This window comes from Amycolatopsis acididurans (assembly GCF_012328925.1).
In the GTDB taxonomy this organism is placed as follows: Bacteria; Actinomycetota; Actinomycetes; order Mycobacteriales; family Pseudonocardiaceae; genus Amycolatopsis_E; species Amycolatopsis_E acididurans.
The window spans coordinates 50,859-69,238 of sequence record NZ_JAAXLS010000020.1 but is presented as its reverse complement, the minus strand read 5'-3'; the positions used below and the strand labels follow the sequence as shown (position 1 = coordinate 69,238).

General features: G+C 65.2%; 17 protein-coding genes. 12 read left to right on the top strand and 5 right to left on the bottom strand.

Features of this window, described 5'->3' with window-relative positions; genetic code table 11:
• Window positions 1-16: 16 nt before the first annotated feature.
• On the bottom strand, window positions 17-1,342 hold the full coding sequence (locus HFP15_RS24985) for an MFS transporter (protein WP_168519176.1): 1,326 nt from the start codon (window positions 1,340-1,342) through the stop codon (window positions 17-19).
• A 547-nt stretch (window positions 1,343-1,889) separates the two neighbouring features.
• On the opposite strand from HFP15_RS24985, the gene HFP15_RS24980 reads away from it, so the two are divergent.
• The 5 genes from HFP15_RS24980 (at window position 1,890) to HFP15_RS24960 (ending at window position 5,282) form a co-directional block, all read left to right on the top strand.
• Complete coding sequence (locus tag HFP15_RS24980; protein WP_210717819.1) at window positions 1,890-2,102, top strand: ferredoxin; 213 nt, start codon at window positions 1,890-1,892, stop codon at window positions 2,100-2,102.
• A 29-nt stretch (window positions 2,103-2,131) separates the two neighbouring features.
• Window positions 2,132-2,857, top strand: coding sequence for an SDR family NAD(P)-dependent oxidoreductase (locus tag HFP15_RS24975; RefSeq protein ID WP_168519175.1), 726 nt, complete (start codon window positions 2,132-2,134; stop codon window positions 2,855-2,857).
• On the top strand, window positions 2,857-4,041 hold the full coding sequence (locus HFP15_RS24970) for an NAD(P)/FAD-dependent oxidoreductase (RefSeq protein WP_168519174.1): 1,185 nt from the start codon (window positions 2,857-2,859) through the stop codon (window positions 4,039-4,041). Before HFP15_RS24975 ends, HFP15_RS24970 begins: the two co-directional genes overlap by 1 nt.
• A gap of 6 nt (window positions 4,042-4,047) precedes the next feature.
• Window positions 4,048-4,266, top strand: a complete 219-nt coding sequence (locus HFP15_RS24965; RefSeq protein WP_168519173.1) for a ferredoxin — start codon at window positions 4,048-4,050, stop codon at window positions 4,264-4,266.
• Between the two features lie 122 nt (window positions 4,267-4,388).
• Window positions 4,389-5,282 (top strand): FadR/GntR family transcriptional regulator, encoded by an 894-nt coding sequence (locus HFP15_RS24960; protein ID WP_246272003.1) that lies wholly within the window; start codon window positions 4,389-4,391, stop codon window positions 5,280-5,282.
• 32 nt (window positions 5,283-5,314) lie between these two features.
• On the opposite strand, the gene HFP15_RS24955 is transcribed toward HFP15_RS24960, so the two are convergent.
• Together HFP15_RS24955 and HFP15_RS43945 are read right to left on the bottom strand one after the other, a co-directional pair.
• On the bottom strand, window positions 5,315-6,325 hold the full coding sequence (locus HFP15_RS24955) for an aldo/keto reductase (protein WP_210717818.1): 1,011 nt from the start codon (window positions 6,323-6,325) through the stop codon (window positions 5,315-5,317).
• A gap of 22 nt (window positions 6,326-6,347) precedes the next feature.
• The gene (locus tag HFP15_RS43945) at window positions 6,348-7,568 is read right to left on the bottom strand and encodes a cytochrome P450 (protein WP_312871740.1); all 1,221 of its coding nucleotides are present in this window, start codon (window positions 7,566-7,568) and stop codon (window positions 6,348-6,350) included.
• A 244-nt stretch (window positions 7,569-7,812) separates the two neighbouring features.
• Between HFP15_RS43945 and HFP15_RS24945 the strand changes: the two genes are divergently transcribed.
• From HFP15_RS24945 to HFP15_RS24915, 7 genes are all read left to right on the top strand, one after another.
• Window positions 7,813-10,614 (top strand): branched-chain amino acid ABC transporter permease/ATP-binding protein, encoded by a 2,802-nt coding sequence (locus tag HFP15_RS24945; RefSeq protein ID WP_168519172.1) that lies wholly within the window; start codon window positions 7,813-7,815, stop codon window positions 10,612-10,614.
• Window positions 10,611-11,351 (top strand): ABC transporter ATP-binding protein, encoded by a 741-nt coding sequence (locus tag HFP15_RS24940; protein WP_210717817.1) that lies wholly within the window; start codon window positions 10,611-10,613, stop codon window positions 11,349-11,351. Before HFP15_RS24945 ends, HFP15_RS24940 begins: the two co-directional genes overlap by 4 nt.
• Before the next feature lie 81 nt (window positions 11,352-11,432).
• Window positions 11,433-12,788 (top strand): ABC transporter substrate-binding protein, encoded by a 1,356-nt coding sequence (locus tag HFP15_RS24935; RefSeq protein WP_168519171.1) that lies wholly within the window; start codon window positions 11,433-11,435, stop codon window positions 12,786-12,788.
• 29 nt (window positions 12,789-12,817) lie between these two features.
• Complete coding sequence (locus HFP15_RS24930; protein ID WP_168519170.1) at window positions 12,818-13,654, top strand: mycofactocin-coupled SDR family oxidoreductase; 837 nt, start codon at window positions 12,818-12,820, stop codon at window positions 13,652-13,654.
• A gap of 24 nt (window positions 13,655-13,678) precedes the next feature.
• Window positions 13,679-14,419 carry a class II aldolase/adducin family protein gene (locus HFP15_RS24925; protein WP_168519169.1) on the top strand — a complete coding sequence of 247 codons (741 nt, stop codon included), beginning with the start codon at window positions 13,679-13,681 and terminating at the stop codon, window positions 14,417-14,419.
• Between the two features lie 63 nt (window positions 14,420-14,482).
• Complete coding sequence (locus HFP15_RS24920; RefSeq protein WP_168519168.1) at window positions 14,483-15,697, top strand: amidohydrolase family protein; 1,215 nt, start codon at window positions 14,483-14,485, stop codon at window positions 15,695-15,697.
• Between the two features lie 58 nt (window positions 15,698-15,755).
• Window positions 15,756-16,589: an enoyl-CoA hydratase/isomerase family protein gene (locus HFP15_RS24915; protein ID WP_168519167.1), complete on the top strand. Its 834-nt coding sequence runs from the start codon at window positions 15,756-15,758 to the stop codon at window positions 16,587-16,589.
• Between the two features lie 3 nt (window positions 16,590-16,592).
• Here the strand turns inward: HFP15_RS24915 and HFP15_RS24910 are convergent, their stop codons facing one another.
• Both HFP15_RS24910 and HFP15_RS24905 read right to left on the bottom strand, forming a co-directional pair.
• On the bottom strand, window positions 16,593-17,354 hold the full coding sequence (locus tag HFP15_RS24910; protein ID WP_168519166.1) for an enoyl-CoA hydratase/isomerase family protein: 762 nt from the start codon (window positions 17,352-17,354) through the stop codon (window positions 16,593-16,595).
• Window positions 17,355-17,390: 36 nt separating this feature from the next.
• Window positions 17,391-18,335, bottom strand: a complete 945-nt coding sequence (locus HFP15_RS24905; RefSeq protein WP_168519165.1) for a dihydrodipicolinate synthase family protein — start codon at window positions 18,333-18,335, stop codon at window positions 17,391-17,393.
• Window positions 18,336-18,380 lie beyond the last annotated feature (45 nt).

Sequence of the window (18,380 nt, the reverse complement as noted above, 5' to 3'; positions counted from 1 at the left end):
GCGCGGGACCGGGCAACTACGCAACGCCCGGTTCGATGGCAACCTGGCCCTCGGCCGCGGGCGCCGGGTCTTGCACGATGTCCTTGGGCCTGATCAGGACTGTGGCGGCGAGGGAAAGTGCGCACAGTGCGGCGACGAAGACCGCGATAAGCACGGTCTGGTGCGTCGCGACCAGCAACGCCGAGGCGACAACGGGCGCCGCCGCGCCGCCGATCATGATGCCAAGCTGGAAAGTGAAGCCCATCCCGCTGTAGCGGACGGGCGCCGGAAACAGTTCGGCTACGAAGGTGGTGTGCACTGCCGTCGAGATGGCGTGCACCACCATCGCGACGACGTACCCGGCAACGATCAGGATCGTCGATCCGAGTCCGGCGAACCAGAACATGACAGGGGTCCATACGCCGGCGGCGATAATGCCGGCCAACACGAGGTTTCTCCGGCCTATGCGATCGGACAGCCCCGCGAAGTACAGTATTGCGCCGATTTCCACCGCCGCGCCGATCAGCTGACCGGTGAGCACGGATGCCTTTGACAGTCCTGAGGCGGTGATGTAGCCCGGCAGAAATGTCAGCAACACGTAGAAATAGGCACTGGTACCCACGATGGAGAAGGTGGCGAGGACCAGCTTGCGCGGTTGAGTGCGGAGGAGAGTGAAGATCGGGACCGCAACGGTGGCCCGCGCCTTTTCGAGGGATCGGAAAGTCGGCGTTTCCGAGATCTGGAGCCGGATGTAGAGCGCTACCAGGACCAGCACGCTGCTGAGCAGGAACGGGATTCGCCAGCCCCAGGCAAGGAACTGTTCGTGGCTCAGGCCGACGCTGGCCAAGAATGCGATGTTTCCGAGCAACAGGCCGGCCGGGATCCCGACCTGTGAGGAGCTCCCGCAAATTCCCAGCCGCCCCCTCGTCGCGTGCTCGACCGCGGTGACGCACGCGCCCCCTGTCTCTCCACCGACACCGAACCCTTGCAGCAGCCGTAGCGTGACGAGCAGTATCGGAGCCGCCGCACCAAGAGTGTGGTATGGGGGTAACAGGCCGATCGCGGCAGTCGACAGCCCCATGAGAAGCATTGTCACGATCAGCAGTCGTTTGCGGCCGATCTTGTCTCCGAAATGACCGAATACCAGTGCTGCCACCGGACGCGCGGCAAAACCGACGGCGAACGTCGAGAACGCGGCCAGTTTGCCGACGAGCGGGTCGAAGGTCGGAAAGAACAGCGGGCCGAATACGAGACCGGCGGCAAGCCCGTAGATGAAGAAGTCGTACCATTCGATGGCCGTGCCGGCGGCGACCGCGACGAAAACGCGGCGTGCGCCGGCACGGCCGTTGGCCCCCGCAAACATCCGATGAGACTGCGTCATTGCATCGCCTCCGGCGTTTCGGCTGAGGTCGCGCCCCCGCTGGCAGTCCGCCCGGGAAGGCAGCCATGCGCGGAGCCCGAGACGCGGGTGAGGTGTGCCCGGGATGGCGCGGAACCAGGCTTGTTCGGGTGGATGTGGCCTTGTCGTTGTTGTCAGACAGTAGGCCCGCAAGTGGTCAGCGTCAAGGTCGAACCTCGTCGGCAAATGTATGACGGTTGCGCTACTTTTGCTGGGTCGGCGAGCGCGTTGAGCGTCAATCCGCCTGGCTGGCGGACTTGTAGCCGCTTCCCGCGGACCTCCCAAGGGGCAGCTCCCACCCCTTGACCTCCATTGTCAGACTGTTTATCGTTGCGTATGCGGACGCGTGCTGGAGAGGGCTCTCTTGCGCAGCGGCGAGGCGCTCCGCCAAGGTGGCCGCGCCGGACGTCAGTAGCCGAGAACGGTGTCTGGCGTCGGCCCGCCGTTTTGAAGCGTCTGTCCACGTGGGATCGAATGGCGATGTGGGGCCATTCCCTGAAATTGAGAGGTAATGGTGAACAGGCAAATCCTGCGCGTGCTCGCTGATCAAAACCGTTGCGCCAGCTCCGGGAACTGCGCCGACGTGGCGCCTGAAGTGTTCGGTCAGGACGACGAAACCGGCGTCGTGGTCGTGCGTGACGAAACGCCCTCGGACCAGGAACGCGACCGGGTCAAGCAAGCGGAAGCACTTTGTCCTGCCCAGGCGATCAGGGTCGAGGGGTGACCATGGGCACCTCCCGTCCACTCGCCGTCGTGACCGGGGCCGCGTCCGGCATCGGCCGGGCGACCGCCCTCCGCTTCGTCGCGGACGGGTACGCCGTGGCTGCCCTGGACCGTGACCGTGAAGGTCTGGACAAGCTCGTCCACGACGATCCTTCCGCGATCGTGCCGTGGCACGTCGACCTGAGTACCCTCGAAACAATCGAGCCTTTCGCGGAAGGACTCGTGGCCCGGTCGGGTACGCCGGAGGTCCTGGTCAACGCCGCGGGCGTCGGTCTTGTCGCGACGGCGGTCGAAGCCGACCTTGACGCGTGGCAGCGCGTGCTCGCGATCAACCTCACGGCGCCGATGTTGTTGTGCCGCGCGTTCATTCCGCACATGATCAAAGCCGGTGGTGGGTCGATCGTGAACGTGGCGAGTGTGGCGGCGTTCCGGGGAGTGCGGTCACGCGCCGCGTATTGTTCCGCGAAGGCTGGTCTTGTCGGCCTTACCCGCTCGATTACGGCCGACTTCGCCAAGGTCGGCATCCGGGCCAATGCCGTCTGCCCTGGGACGGTCAGGACGGGCTATACCGATGCGGTCCTGTCCGTATCCGAGGATCCCGAGGCGACGGAAGCGTTCATGACACAGCGGCAGCTGATCGGCCGAATGGGCACACCCGAGGAAGTCGCCGACGCGATAGCTTTCCTGGCCGGCCCCCAGGCCACCTTCTTCCACGGTGCGGCGGTTGTCATCGACGGCGGCCGGAGCGTGATGTAGTGGCCGCGGACAAGAGGCGGCGGACGGTGATAGTCGGCGCATCCGCCGCTGGCGTCGCTACCGCCGAGGCGTTGCGGCGCCTCGGGTATGCCGGTGAGATCGTGATCGTGGGCGAGGAGCCCGAGCTACCGTGCGACCGACCACCGCTGTCGAAGCAGATCTTGCAGGGCGCTTTGGAACCCGCCAAGGCAGCGCTGCTGTCCCCGCAGCGCTACGAGCGGGTCGCCGCCACCTGGCGGCTCGGGGTCAGCGCCGTCGGCCTGGACACCGGCCGGCGTGAAGTCGCTCTCGATGACGACACTGTGCTGGGGTACGACGACGTCGTCATCGCCACCGGCGTGCGCCCACGGTCCTTGCCGGGCGGCGACCTGGCCGGCATCCACGTCCTGCGCACCCTTGACGATGCGCTCGCACTGCATTCCGCGCTCACCGCACAGCGGCGCCTTGTCGTCATCGGTGCTGGCTTTCTAGGGCTCGAGGTCGCGGCGACGGCTCGGCGTCTGGGTGCGGAGGTAACCGTTGTGGACCCGGACACCGAGCCGCTCATGTCGCGGCTGGGACGTGTCGCGGCGACGCGGCTTCTTGAAGTACATGCGGCGAGGGGGGTCGAGTTCCGGCTCGGCGCCGGCATCGGCGGCTTCGAGGGCGATGCCGCGGGAACAGTCCGTCGCGTCGTGCTGAGCGACGGCGAGTCACTCGACGCTCCGGTCGTTCTTGTCGCCATCGGGTGCGTGCCCAACGTCGAATGGCTCAACGATCCGGTACTGGACGTCTCCAACGGCGTCGGTTGCGATGAGTACTGTCGTGCGGCGCAAGGGGTATGGGCCGCGGGCGACGTCGCACGCTGGCGTCACCCCGTACTGAATCGCAGCCTTCGGATCGAGCACCGCATCAACGCGTCCGAGCAGGCGAACGCGGTGGCGGCGAACATCATGGGCCGCGGTATTCCGTACGCGCCGATCCCCTTCTTCTGGACAGATCAGTATGAGAACAAGGTGCAGGTGGCGGGCATAATCAACGACGCCGCCAGCGAAAAGGTGCTGGAACTCGACCAGGGTAACGGTTTTGTGTGCACCTATCATTCCGAAGGACGGCTCGCCGCCGTGCTCGCTTGGAACGCCGCCAAAGCAATGATGCCGTACCGTCAGCAGTTACGCGCCGAAAACCAGGTGCCGTCGACCTGACTGGGAATGAGTGAGAAGGGAACGCATGTGAAGCCGATTACCTTGCACGTTGATTTCTGTATTTCCAGTGGCGCCTGTGTTCTGGAATGCCCCGAGGTATTCGCACTCGGCGATGACGGTGTCGTGAGTCAGATAGATCCCCAACCCGCGGACGACCTGCTGCCGAAGATCCGGCAGGCGGCCGCGGTCTGCCCGGTGTCGGTGATCGAGGTGGCCGACGACTGAAGCGCGATGGCGCGCGACCTCGCGCCGCGACGCAGGTGACGGCACCTCGTGTTCCGGTGCGGGCGGCTGCCAGACGGTAGCTGGCTGTGACTATACTGTGCCTGCCGACTAAAGTCGTACAGATGCGGTTCGCGGGCAGTACCCTGAAACCGCGCTCCGCAGGGCGGGAGTTTGACGTGGGTTCAGCGGATACCGACCGTTCTGGCAACAGACGGCGAGCGGTGCGCCGTGGCAGGCCTGCCAGCGGCAGGTCAGCTCCGCAGGACACGTCGGAGACGCCTGATGCTCCGTCGGCGGTGGCCAGCGCGAAGGGTTTTCAGCCGGAGCCGGTCATGCGACCGCGCCAGCAGGTGGAAGCCCAGCTTCGCGAGGCCATACTGAGCGGCACGTTCAAGCGGGGGGAGCGGTTCCCCAGTGAGGCGAAGCTCGCCGAGCAGTTCCGGGTGAGCCGGGCCACCATCCGGGAAGCTCTTCGGGCCCTCGTCTCGGCCGGGCTCATCTCGACGGTTCCGGGTGCCAGCGGCGGTTCGTTCGTCACCTACCTCGACCACCACAAGCTGGGCGAACTGGTGTCCGAGCGATTGAACAACACGCTGGAGCTCGGCAGTATCCGTTACGACGAAGTAGCCGAGTTTCGAAACCTGCTCGAGGTGCCCACCGCGCGGCTAGCCGCGGAGCACCGCACCGCCGCGCATCTGCGGCAGTTGCACGACGTCATCGAGCGTGAGAAGAACACCACGGTCGACGACCCCGGAATACCGAACTTCAACGCGGAGTTTCATTCGATCCTCGCCGAGGCTTCTGGTAACCGGCTGGTCGCGACGTTCGTCGCGGCGCTGCACCGGGTCGCGCATCCGCTCGGGTTCATCGCTACGTCCGAAGAAGTCGGCCGTAACGCGGTGCTCCATCACATCGCGATCGTATCCGCGATCAAGGCCAAGGATCCCGATCTCGCGGCGAAGCGCATGGTCGAGCATCTGGAATACCTGCGTGAACACGCCGCGACCGCCGAGTAGCGTCGTCGCGCCAGCAGCCGCGTCGGCCCCGGTCAGGGCGGGTTACCGGACTCCACGATCGAAACGCTGGCAAGGTCGGCCTGTAAGCGACTGCCGAAGGCCGGGGGCAGCGTGTCCAGGTCGCGGAGTTCCTCAGCCGTGAGGTTGAGGGCAGCGGCCTTGATGTTCTCGGTCAGATACGCCATCTTTTCCATGCCCGGGATGGGGATGACGTTCTCGGCCTGGGACAGCAGCCAGGCCAGCGCGATCACCGCGGGAGCGACGCCGTGGTGGTCGGCGATGGCGCGGATCCGCTCGACATAGACCATGTTCTGCTCGATGGCTTCAGGGGTGAAGCGGGGGTTGCCGGCGCGGAAGTCGCCACTGGCGAATTTCGCTCGCGGGGTTACGTTTCCGGCCAGGAAGCCCCGGCCCAGTGGTGCGTACGGTACGAACCCCGCGCCGTGGGACCGGCACCAGCCAACGAGGGCGGGCAGCGGTTCGCGTGTCCACAACGACAGTTCGGACTCGACCGCCGAGATGGGGTGGACGGCGTGGGCGCGATCAAGTGTCGGAACGTCCACATCAGACAGTCCGATCGCGCGGATCTTGCCCGCTGTCACCTGTTCGGCGAGGAAACCGATGCTCTCCTCGATCGGAACCGCCGGATCGACACGATGCAGGTAGTAGAGGTCGACGTAGTCGGTCCGCAAGCGCCGCAACGATGCGTCCAGTGCCCGCCGCAGGTATCCCGGCGACCCGTCGCGGCTCATCTTGAAGTTCGTTCGGTCGGTGAAGTAGAGGCCCCCCTTGGTGCTCAGGACGACCCGGTCGCGGATCTCATCGATGATCGTGCCGATCGCCTGCTCGCTGGTGAAGGGACCGTAGTTGTCAGCGGTGTCGATCAAGGTGACGCCGTACTCATGCGCCCGCCGTAGAACCCTCACCGCCTCCTGCTGATCGACTTCGCCGTACCAGGCCGACATCGCGGTGCACCCGAGTCCGATCGCGCCGACCACCAACTCGCCAAGCTGGCGCGTCGGCATTGTGTCGCTGTCAAGCAACTGAGCCTCCTGCCTTGTCAGGTCACCAGGTTACGGGCAACGTGGTCACTTCGTAGTTCGAGCCGTCCTCGAAGAAGTGCAGCTCTTGCATGGGTACCGCGAGGGTCAGCGTCGGGACCCGTTTCCACAGGGTCGAGTGCACGACGTGCAGTTCCATACGTGCGAGCAGTTGCCCAGGGCATTGGTGGATGCCATAGCCGAATGCCGTGTGGACACGGGTGTTCGTGCGATGGAGATCGAGCCGGTTCGGGTCGGCGAAGACCGCGTCGTCGCGGTCCATCACGTTGTTGAGGACGATCACGCCTTCGTTGGCGTGAATGGTGTGTCCCGCGACCTCGACGTCGGTCAGCGCGACTCGACGTCGCCCGGCGTGGGTCGTGCCGAGGTACCGGAGAAACTCCTCGACGCAATTGGCGACGAAGGCCGGATCGTCGCTCTCTTTGAGTTCGCGCAGCTGGTCAGGATGCCGCAGCAGGGCCAGCACGCTGAGCCCGATCATGCCGGTCGTGGTGTCGTGACCGGCGGTCAGGAGCAGGCGGCACAGGCTCACCAGGTCGGCGCGGGCGTAGGTTCCGGGTAGCACATGCTGGTGCACCATCCGGCTCACCAGATCGTTGCCGGCCTTGGCGATCTTCAGGTCGATGAGATGCTCGACGTACTCGGTCATCTCGGCGCCCGCGACCTTGGCCGCTTCCGCGGTCGGTGCCGCGAGCAGTGCCTTGGCTCGCTCGCCGAAGAAATCCCGGTCGGAATAGGGAACGCCCAGCAATTCGCAGATGACAGTGGTGGGCACCGGAATGGCAAGGTGCTCGATCAGGTCGACCGGCGCCTCCCGCTCGAGCATGTCGTCGATGAGCTGGTCGACCAGCGTCTGCACCGCGGGACGAATCTCGGCGACGCGCTTGACGGTGAAGTCTTGAATCATCATCCGCTTCTGGCGGTCGTGCTCGGGGTTGTCGATCGTTCGGATATTGCGGTCCTGACCGATCGTGTTGAGGTAGGCGATGTTCTTCTCGGGAAAGCCGGGCACCGTGGGATCGACGCTGAACCGTTCGTCGGCGAGAATGGCCCGGCCGTCTTCGTACCGGGTTACCACCCATACTTGCTTGCCGTCCCAGGTCTGCATCTTGCTGATGGGTTCCTCGTCTAGGCGGCGCAGCAATTCGGGCGGGGGGTCGAGGGGGTACTGACGGTCCCGCGGCGGGGGAAACCGGGTGAGCGGCGCTTGCTGCTGCGAAGTCACAGTCCGCCTCCATTTGTCGCGATCGGTCTGACTCTAAATGTCCGACAGCTGATGGTCAACACGTCGATCGAGGCAGTGCACGCCCGGTGACGGCGGGCAAGCGTGGTCACCTCTTGTCCGCGCTCAACTACGGAACAGGCATCCCCTCGGCATCTGGGCTCGTCGAAGCGTGGAGTCGTCCGTTCTGCAACAACCCGAGCCTTGAAACCTGACAAGGCATCGCTTACGGTTTTTGGTCTGACGTATGTCAATAGAAAGTGATCTCCTAGACAAACATCAGGCATCTATGGGTCCACCTGCGTCCAGCGCGGAACATCGGCCTGCTGGAGTGATCAAGGGAGCCACATTGAACGACTTCCTCAAGTTCGCGCTACTGGGGCTCGGCAGCGGCGGCGCGTATGCCCTGCTGGCCTCCGGCGCCGTGGTCATTTACCGCGGCTCCGGCGTGGTCAACTTCGCGCAAGGGAGTTTCGCGCTCGTCGGGGCCTATACCTACTACGAACTGCATGGTCGGACGGCGACGTGGGTCGCGGTCGCCGCGGCCGTCGTGCTCGCCGCCGTATTCGGGCTCGCGACCCAAGAACTGATCATGTGGCGTATGCGGGCGTCGTCTCCGCTGGCCCGGATCGTCGCGACCCTCGCCATCGTCGTCGTGATCTCCCAGATCGCCGTGTTGCGGTTTGGTGACACGCTCCGGTTCGTCGACGGTTTCTTGCCCAACGGCAGCGTCCAGGTCAATTCGGCGGTGATCATTCCGGCGGGTGGGCTGTGGCTGTTCGGGATCGCTGCCGTGCTCACGGTAGGGCTGTGGGCCTTCTACCGGTATTCGAAGTTCGGTCTCGCGACGAGTGCTGTGGCCGAAAACCAGGAGGCGCTTGCATGTCTCGGCCGGTCACCGAGATCGGTCGCGCGCATCAACTGGACGATCGGCGCCGGGCTGGCGGGGCTGGCGGGCGTGCTCCTCGTGCCGATCACGGGTCTCGACCAGGCCGTCGTGGCGCTGGTGATCATTCCGGCGTTGTCCGCGGCACTGGTCGGCGGGTTCGTGTCATTCCCGCTCACACTGCTCGGCGCGGCGGTGATCGGCATTCTGGAATCGGAAACGACGCACTGGATCACCAGCCCGCCCGGCCTCAACGTCGCCGTTCCCTTCGCGGTGATTCTGTTCATCCTGCTCGTCCGGGGAAAGGCACTGCCGTTGCGCAGCTTCCGCGCGGATCGCCTGCCCAGTGTCGGATCGGGCCGCATCTCGCCGACCTGGGTGATGGTCGGCCTGGTTGTGACGGTCGGATCGCTCTACCTGTTCGACAACACCTGGTCGCAGGCGGTTACCGCCTCGGCGACCGCCGCCCTCATCGGTCTCTCCTTGGTCGTCGTGACGGGTTATGCGGGACAGATCAGCCTGGCACAGTACGCATTCGCCGGAATCGGCGGTTTCATCGCGAGTCGCCTCACCGCCGCCGCCGGTGTGCCGTTCCCGTGGTCGATCGTGCTCGGGGTGCTGGCGACGGTGCCGGTCGGCATGATCTTCGCCCTACCCGCGGTTCGTGCCCGCGGGGTGAATCTCGCGGTCGCCACACTGGGTGGTGCCGTTGTCATCGAAAGCGTCGTTCTGTCCAATACGGACTGGACCGGAGGCGTCCAGGGAACTCAATTGCCCAGCCGTGTCCTCTTCGGACTCGATGTCGACTACATCGACGACCCTCCGCGGTACGCAGCACTCTGCGCTGTCGTCGTCTGCCTCGCGGCGCTGGTGGTGGCCAACGTCCGGCGCGGTCAATCCGGCCGGCGGCTTCTCGCGGTCCGTGACAACGAGCGGGCCGCCGCGAGCCTCGGGATCAGCGTGGTCGGCGCGAAGACCTACGCGTTCGGGATTGGCGCCGGCCTGGCCGCACTCGGCGGCGGGCTTGCGGCATTTCAGTTCTCGAGCGTCGATTTCACCACTTACGCTCCGCTGACCGATGTGAACTTCCTGATGTATGCGGTCATCGGCGGGCTGGCCTACAACCTCGGCGGGATCACGGCCGGGTTCCTGGTGCTCGGCGGTCTGGTGCAGGTCATCATCGGGTACTTCGTGGACATCACGCACACCTGGGACCTGATTCTCGGCATCCTCCTGCTGATCCAGCTGACGTTCACGCCGGACGGCATTGTCCGCCACCAGATCGACGTCATCACGAAGGTACGTCGTTTCCTGCCGCGCCGGCGCCGCACGGGGTTGGCGCCGCCGCTGGCGACCATCCCGTCGTATCGGACGAAACCGAAGATGCTCGAGCTCCGTGACGTCACGGTGCGATACGGCGGCACGACCGCGCTCGATTCGGTCAGCCTCACCGTCCGGCCTGGTGAAGTCGTCGGGCTGATCGGTCCCAACGGTGCCGGAAAGACCACGTTGATCGACGCCGCGACCGGGTTCGTTCGCCCAGCGGGCGGGCGGATTCTCTTCGACGGAAAGCCCGTCGACGGGCTCAGCGTGCAACAGCGAGCGAAGCTGGGACTGATCCGTTCGTGGCAGTCGCTCGAGCTGTTCGAGGACATGAACGTCGAGGAGAACCTGCTCACGGCGTCGGAATCGCGTTCGATGTCGGTCTACCTGTCGGATCTGGTGCGGCCTCGCCGGCGAGCGCATACGAAGGCGGGCCTCGCCGCCATCGCACAGTTCTCACTCGACGATTCGCTGACGCGGCAGCCCACCGACCTCCCGTACGCGGTTCGCCGTCTCGTGGGTATCGCACGCTCGGTCGCCATGGCCCCCTCGGTGCTCTTACTGGACGAGCCGGCAGCGGGGCTCGACGACAAAAGCACCGGCGAGCTGGTGACACTCATCCGCCAGCTGGCCGCGGATTGGGGGATGGGGATCCTGCTCGTCGAGCATGACGTATCGATGGTCATGCGCGCTTGCGACACGGTGGTCGCCATCGACTTCGGACGGCACATCGTGACCGGTCCACCCGAGGACGTACGGTCCGATCCGCGCGTGATCGAGGCATACCTCGGTGGGCACGACCTGGTCGAGGACGTCGGCACCGTGAGGGCGGAGCGATGAGCAACCGGCAAACTCTGACCGCGATGGATGCGCACAACGAGTCGCCTGATGCGGTGATCGAGGCTCGCGGGCTGTGCGCCGGATACGGCGCGGTACCGGTTTTGCGCGACGTCGACCTGGTCGTACGCCCCGGCGAACTCGTCGCATTGCTCGGCGCGAACGGCGCGGGTAAGACGACCACGCTGAAAGCGCTTGCCGGGCTGCTACCGCCCAGTCGCGGATCGGTCTTCTACCGCGGTGTGCGCAGGTCGGACTCGCTGGCCAGCCGCAGCCGTGCCGGCCTGGCCTATGTGCCGGAGGAGCGCGGCATTTTCCGTGGCCTGACGACTTTGGAGAACCTGCGACTGGGCCGTGGAGATCCCGCGGTCGCGCTCGAGCTGATGCCGGAGCTCAAACCACTGGTGCGCCGGCCCGCGGGCCTGCTTTCGGGCGGCGAGCAGCAGATGCTGACGATCGCCCGCGCGCTCGCGGCCGAGCCGGCGATCTTCCTGTGCGACGAGCTGTCATTGGGACTGGCGCCGATCATTGTCGAACGGCTCCTCACCTTCATTCGCACGGCGGCGTCCCGTGGAGTGGCCGTGCTTCTGGTCGAACAGCAGGCGCGCGCCGCGCTGCTGGCGTGCGACCGGGCCTACGTACTACGTCGGGGACAGGTTGCCATGTCCGGCCGTGCCGCCGATCTCCTGCATCGCTTCGGCGAGGTGGAGGGCCAGTACCTGTCCGGCGTCACCGAGTGATTCGAGTCGGCCGGCGCCGGCGTTGGTCCAGCACCTTGACGTCCGGCTTGGCCGACTTTAGTCTGACAGTTAAATATTTTGGTGTTTGCCCTGGTCGAGCGCCGATCGCTCGCACGACACGGCACCCAAATTCCGCGAATCGGCGGGCCACTGCCTCAACGAGGAGGTTCAAGAGTGGGAAATACAGCCATCCGACGCCGACTGCGTCTCGTGTCGGTACTGTCCTCAGCCGTCCTGCTGGCGGCCGGGCTGAACGCCTGTCGATACAGCGGGTCCGGTTCGAACGCGTCGGGTTCGTCCGCCGGTGATCCAATCGAGTTCGTCCTGATATCAGGCACCGGACCGGGCACGGTCGGCGCGGACCAGTACCTCATCCCCGGTGCCAACGCCGCCGTGAGCGCGATCAACGCCACCGGTGGCGTCAAGGGCCGTCAGCTGAAAATGACCTTCTGCGATACGAAGGGAAACGTCAACGCGGCCGGTACCTGCGCGTCGTCAGCCGTTGCCAACAACGCCGTCGTCGCGTCGATCGGAAACTACAACTACCTGGGTGGCACGCAGATCTATCCCGTCTTCGAGAAGGCCGGCCTGGCGGCGATCGGTGTGCACGGCGTCGGAGACCCGGAGTACTCGTCCCCGGTGATCTACCCGACCGATGTCGGGGCGATTGGCAATGGCACGGGTGCGGTCGCCGCGCTGGCCAGCGAAGGGCTCGACCGCGCGGCGTTCATTTCCTTCAACCCGTCCTCGTACCGGACCTTCCTCGATGCCATCAACAAGTACACGATTCCGTCGCTGAACAAGGTCGGAAAAGGGTTCAAACTCGATCCGACCATCATATTTCCCGGTACCGCGACCGACCTTTCGACCTACGCCGCCCAGACGGTCGCCGCGAATCCGCCGGCCGTCATCCTGTCACTCGGCCCGACGCAGGCGATCACGTTCCTGCAAGCACTTCGGAAACAGGGTTACTCCGGGCCCGTCATCTTGTCGGCCGGCGTGACGCCCGCGTCGCAGATCAAGCAGGTACTCGGACCTGCCGCGGGCCGGATCCAGGCGATCGGCTACTACAGCCACACCTCCCCTGGCTGGCGACAGTTCGAAGCCGATATGGCCAAGTATCAGCCGGACGCACCCGTTTCCGAGACCGACGTGGACGCTTACCTCGGCGTAAAGCTTTTCGCCGACGTCGTGAAGGGGATCAATGGCGAGCTGACCCGAGAGGCGGTCGTCGAAGGCCTGAAGAAGGTCTCCGGGTACGACACGGGAGCGCTCACGCCTCGGTTGAGCTACACGAAAGAGAGCTCGATCGCCGGCCTGCCACGGGAATTCAACCCGACGATCGTCAACCTCGACTACGAGGACGGCACCTACCGCGACAAGGTTCCGACGACGTTCCTCAACGTCTTCACCGGTGAGACCGTTCCGGCCCAATAGTGGCATCAGCGAGGAAAGGAAGTGGGCCAGTGGGGCGACTGACCGGCCGGGTCGCGCTGATCACCGGCGCCGCGAGAGGGCAGGGCCGAGCGCACGCCGTGCGGCTCGCCACGGAGGGCGCGGACATCATCGCCATCGATCTGTGCGAACAACTGCCTGGTTCACCTTACGAACTGGCCACCGCGCAGGACCTCGCCGATACCGCGAAGCTGGTGACGGAGATCGGCCGGCGGATCGTGTCCGTCAAGGCGGACGTGCGAAAGCAGGCCGAGCTCGAGGCCGCCGTAGCGGAGGGTACGGCCGCACTCGGCCGGCTGGATGTCGTTGTCGCCAACGCCGGATACCTGTCGTTCGCATCGTTCGTCGAGATGACCGACGACCTCTATCACGAGATGATCGACGTTCAGATGCACGGCATGTACTACACCTGCAAGGCGACGGTGCCCTACCTGATTGAGCAGGGCACGGGCGGCTCGATCGTCATCATCAGCTCGATCGCCGGACTCCGTGGATTTCCGAACCAGGTGCACTACAACATGGCGAAGCACGCCGTGGTCGGGCTGATGCGTTCGCTCGCGAACGAGCTGGCGCCCCATTTCATCCGCGCGAACTGTGTCCATCCGAGTTCGGTCAACACGAAGATGACGCAGAACGAGGTCATCTGGCGGCTGTTCGCGCCGGACCGGCCGGATCCGACCGCCGACGACGTCCGGGCCGCCTTCACCGAGCTGAACCTGTTGCCCGTCCCTTGGCTCGAGGCCGAGGACATCGCAGGCGCGGTGGCGTGGCTCGCGTCCGAGGATGCTCGCTACGTCACGGGAGTCACGCTGCCGGTCGATGCCGGCTGGACGGCCAAATTCAATTAGCACGACCGAGGGAGATGACGGTAGATGGTCAATGCCACTCAAGTCGAGATCGCGGCCGGTCGCCGGATTCTGTTCGCGGAGGGTTGTGACAGCCAGTCGGCGGGGCATGTGACGGTACGCGCTGCCGACATCGACAATGCCATGTGGACGACGGTGTTCGAGTATTTCGACGAAACGCTCCCGGACGGTGTCGTGAAGATCGGCTACGACTTCACGTTGCTGGAAGGCGATCTCGGTGGGCGGATGCTCGCTCCGGTCCTGGACTTCCATGCCTCGATCTACCGTCAGCGGCCCGATGTCAACGCGATCGTGCACCATCATGGTCACTACACGGCTGTGGTGGCCAGCACGGGCGGCACTATCGGCATGTTCAACCTGTTGTCGTACCTGTTCTACGACGACCAAGCGGTCATCGTGGAGGAGGAGGCGAGTGACGTCACCGATGCCGAGCGGATCGCGCGGACGCTGGGCCGCAAGAGCGTGCTGCTGATGAAGAATCACGGTTGCATCGTCGTCGGTGCGACCCTGGGCGAGGCAATCGTGAAGTCGTTCCTCCTGGAGAAGGCGGCCAGGTACCACTACGAGGCAAAGCTGATCGGCGGCACGGAGCTGACGGACGAGCGTCATCTTCGTAACTACCAGCGCGATCTCAACCGGCTGGTGGTGGGCGAGACATGGGCCGCTCAGCTTCGCAGGCTGCGCCTGGCATCCCCGGAGGTTTTCGCCGAAGACGCCGCGCTGCAACCGGCAGGCGCGGCAGGCTAGTGCCGTGCGCGCGGCGCGTCCGCCGTATCCCGACCAGAAGCCCTTTCCCATGGGAGGTCTGCCATGCCCGATTCCACTGCCGCAGGTTTGCCCCTGATCGTCTCGGTGGACGATCACGTGTTCGAGCCGCCCGACCTGTGGAGCGCACGGCTGCCGGCGAGATACCGTGACAGCGGGCCGCGCGTCGTCCGAGAGGTGAGTGGCGCCGCCGCCGACCCGCGCGCCGACCGTGTCCCGGTGGATGTCTGGTGCTATGAGGATGTCCGGATTCCACTGAACTCCTCGTTCGCGGCCGCCGGCAAGGGCGCGGCGGAGGTGGACGGAACACCGATCACATTCGATGCCATCCGGCCTGGCTGCTACGAAGTCACCGCGCGCCTGGCCGACATGGATCTCGATGGGGTGGAAGCGTCGCTGTGCTTCCCGAACATGTTCGTTCGATTCTGTGGCCAGCGGTTCCTGGAAGCGCGCGACAAGAAACTCGCGAAGCTGTGCGTCGAGATCTACAACGATTGGGCCATCGAAGAGTGGGCTGGTGCGTCGGCGGGCCGGCTGCTCGCCTCGCCGATCGTCCCGTTGTGGGACGTCGATCTCGCTCGCGCGGAAGTTTTCCGCAACGCCGCGCGCGGTGTGACCTCCGTGTGCTTCTCGGAGATTCCCGCGAAACTCGGCCTGCCGTCGATGTACTCCGGATATTGGGAGCCGTTATTCGCCGCGTGCGCCGAGACCGAGACCGTCATCAATCTTCACATCGGTTCGAGTTCCACCACCAACAAAACGTCCCCCGACGCACCCTTCATCATCCACACCAGCAACCATTACGGCAATTCGTCGCTGTCGCTGAGCGACTGGCTGATGTCCGGCGTGTTTCTCCGGCACCCGACATTGAAGGTGGCGTTCTCCGAGGGACAGGCCGGCTGGATACCGTACCTGATGAGCCGCCTGGACGGGATCTGGCGCGCGGGCAACGCGTTCATGGGCGGGGACGCATTGCCCGACCCGCCGAGCAGCTATCTCGCGGAGCACGTCTACGCGTGCGTATTCGACGATCCCGCGATTTTGCGGTTCCTGGACGACGGGCCGCTCCCACTTGACAACATCTGCTTCGAAACCGACTATCCGCATCCGGATGGATCATGGCCGAACTCGCGAGCCTCGGCGCAGGCCCAGACTCGGACACTGTCCGCGGAGGACCAGCTGAAGGTATTGCGGCTCAATGCCGCGCGTCTCTACCGCATGGAGCGGATCACGGCCGACGCCGCCGAACCGGCCAGATAGCGCGTGCTCGAGCTGCCACCACCGGTCGGCCGTACTGTCCCGAAGACGGGGTACCCAGGTGACTGACGACCTCATCGTGGAAAAAATCCGCCACACCACGGTTTTCACCATCAACCGGCCGGAACGCCTGAACGCGCTCGGCGGGACCGTGCTGACCGATCTCACAGCGGGAATCAAGGAGTTCCAAGCTGATCCCGGTCAATACGTCGCGATCATCACCGGCACCGGAACTCGAGCTTTTTCCTCCGGTGCCGATCTCAAGGAGATGGCCGGTCAGGTGCCTGACGGCGCGGGCCTGCCGTTGGCGGCATCACCGGACATGTGCGGCCTCGGCTCCTGCAACAAGGTGACCATCGCCGCGGTCAACGGTCTCGCAGTCGCCGGCGGGCTCGCGTTGTGCATCAGCTGTGACATCAGGATCGCATCGGATCGCGCCTGGTTCGCACTGCCCGAGGTGCGGCACGGCATTCTCGCCGGGCGTGCGCTGACGGCACTGCCACGCCTGCTGCCGTTCGGCACCGTGGCCGATCTGATGCTCACGGGTGACGGGCTCGATGCCCAGAACGCGTTGCGCCTCGGCCTGGTGCAGCAGGTGGTCCCACAACACGCGGTGCTGGCGGCCGCGGTGGAAAAGGCCGATACGATCGCCCGGAACTCGCCCGCCGCGGTCTGGGGTACCAAACAGGTCCTCAACATGTGGCGGAACTTCCTGAGCGCCGAGACGCACAACTACTACCAGGCCATCGCACACCAGGTCTTCGGCAGCGGTGACGTCATCGAAGGATCGCGAGCATTCGCCGAGAAGCGACAGCCCGAGTTCGTTCAGGCGTGGCCGGGGACCGCCGCGCGCGGAATCGCGAATGGCCGCGCTGGGGAGCGGCAGACCTGGTGAAGATCACGAGTATGGATTGCTCGCCAGCTTCGCCAGGCCTTGTAGCCCCAAGCCAGTGCTGATCCCCGCTTGCAGCAGCCGCTTGTATTCCAATGTCAGCACCTCGCGCGCATAGCGGCGGGTCAGGAACGGCCTGGCCGCGAATTCTCGGGCGATTTCGCGCGCGCGGGGGAGTACCTCCGGCGTGGGCAGCACCTCGTTCACCACGCCGAAGGAGAACGCGGTTCGCGCGTCGAGTTCTTGCCCTGTCAAAAGGAAGTAGCGCCCGCGATTCGGGCCGAGCAGGTGCGTCCACACCACGTGCGATCCGTCGCCCGGAACCACCCCGGATTTGTAGTGAAGGTCTTGGAAGGCAGCGGTTTCGGAAGCGATCACGATGTCCGACATGGCGGGAATCTCGGCGTGGAACCGAGCGGGCCCATTCACGGCTGATATCACCGGGACGTTGATCGCCAGGAGGTTGGTGAGCAGGCGTCGGCCGTCGTAAAGGATCCGGTCCCACTCCTGCGGGGTGGATGACGAGAACGTCGCGTGATCGAGGCTATCGCAGAACGCGTCGCCGGCGCCGGTGAGGATCACGACCTTGTTTTCCCTGTCCGCCGCGATTTCGTCGAACAGGTAGGCCAGTTCGTCGTGAATGCGCAGCGTCCACTGCAGACTCTCGCCATCGGTGTGGAAGGTGAGTTCAAGGATGCCGTCGCTGCGCGTCATCGCCACATTGGCGTACTTGTCCGCGTAGTCCTCGAACTTGGGTGTGACCGCCATTGTTTCCCTTCATGACCAAACCCCTCGGTGGGCGTTTCACCTGGCGGCGTACTCCGTCTCCCATGCCGGGACACCGAGTTCCGCGAGCTGGGTTCGCATCCTTGCCTCGGCCTGCTCGTCGGGGAACAGATAGGGACGCCGGATGACTCCGTTGCCGCCGGGTAGCCCGAGGATCTTCAGGGCCAGCTTCTCCCACGCCGCGCCGGCCATCGTGTGGACGAAGGCCGAGTAAAAACGCTGCAACCGGGTGGCTGCCAGCGACGCCGCCTTGAGGTCCCCAGCGGCGAAGCATCGGCCGAGTGCGGCTGTCGTATGCGGTACGACGTTGGCCGCCGCGGAGAGCATGCCGGTCGCGCCCAGCAGCCACGCTTGCACAGCCGTGGTCTGGCCACAGAACAGGCGCACGTGATCGGGCAAGCGGTCCCGGCACTCGGCGACATATCCCAGCGGCGTCTCGAATACGTTGACCGCGACAATTCGCGGAAACTCCCGGCAGAGCCGTTCGAGAAGATCGACCGACGCGAGGTAACCGGCCACGGGATTGCAGCCGATGATCACCGGATGGTCGGTTTCCCGGATTACGTCCCGGAAGTAGGCGTACAGCTCGGGCGTCGTCGGCGTGAACCCGTGCCCACCGTCGATCTGGTAGATCTGGACAGCGTCGACGCCGGCCGCCACGGCGATGCCGGCGATTTCGAGCATGCTGTCGACGTCGCGCGACTCACGGGGATTCGCGCACACCGGTACTTTCCCCCGGCACTCCTCGACACCGATCTCGTAGACGCGACGTGTTTCGGTGACGGTGAGGGCGTGACCTTCACCGGAACCAGGGCTGGCCAGGTAGACCCCGACGTGAGCGTCGATCAGCCGGCGCAAATGAGCGCGCAGTGCGTTCTCGTCGACGTTCCCATCGGGGGTGAACGGCGTGATGGACATGCACATGATCTGCGGTTCATCGGGGAAGAGATCAGCGGCCGTCACGAATGACCTCCTGCCTTTTCGCGTTGCGGCGCCTGCCAGGACTCA

Excerpts from the sequence above, each read along its gene's own strand:
- HFP15_RS24985 (WP_168519176.1), bottom strand. The coding sequence starts at position 1,342 with ATGTTTGCGGGGGCCAACGGCCGTGCCGGCGCACGCCGCGTTTTCGTC.
- HFP15_RS24980 (WP_210717819.1), top strand. The coding sequence starts at position 1,890 with ATGGTGAACAGGCAAATCCTGCGCGTGCTCGCTGATCAAAACCGTTGC.
- HFP15_RS24965 (WP_168519173.1), top strand. The coding sequence starts at position 4,048 with ATGAGTGAGAAGGGAACGCATGTGAAGCCGATTACCTTGCACGTTGAT.
- HFP15_RS24960 (WP_246272003.1), top strand. The coding sequence starts at position 4,389 with ATGCGGTTCGCGGGCAGTACCCTGAAACCGCGCTCCGCAGGGCGGGAG.
- HFP15_RS24945 (WP_168519172.1), top strand. The coding sequence starts at position 7,813 with ATGTCAATAGAAAGTGATCTCCTAGACAAACATCAGGCATCTATGGGT.
- HFP15_RS24940 (WP_210717817.1), top strand. The coding sequence starts at position 10,611 with ATGAGCAACCGGCAAACTCTGACCGCGATGGATGCGCACAACGAGTCG.
- HFP15_RS24925 (WP_168519169.1), top strand. The coding sequence starts at position 13,679 with ATGGTCAATGCCACTCAAGTCGAGATCGCGGCCGGTCGCCGGATTCTG.
- HFP15_RS24920 (WP_168519168.1), top strand. The coding sequence starts at position 14,483 with ATGCCCGATTCCACTGCCGCAGGTTTGCCCCTGATCGTCTCGGTGGAC.
- HFP15_RS24910 (WP_168519166.1), bottom strand. The coding sequence starts at position 17,354 with ATGGCGGTCACACCCAAGTTCGAGGACTACGCGGACAAGTACGCCAAT.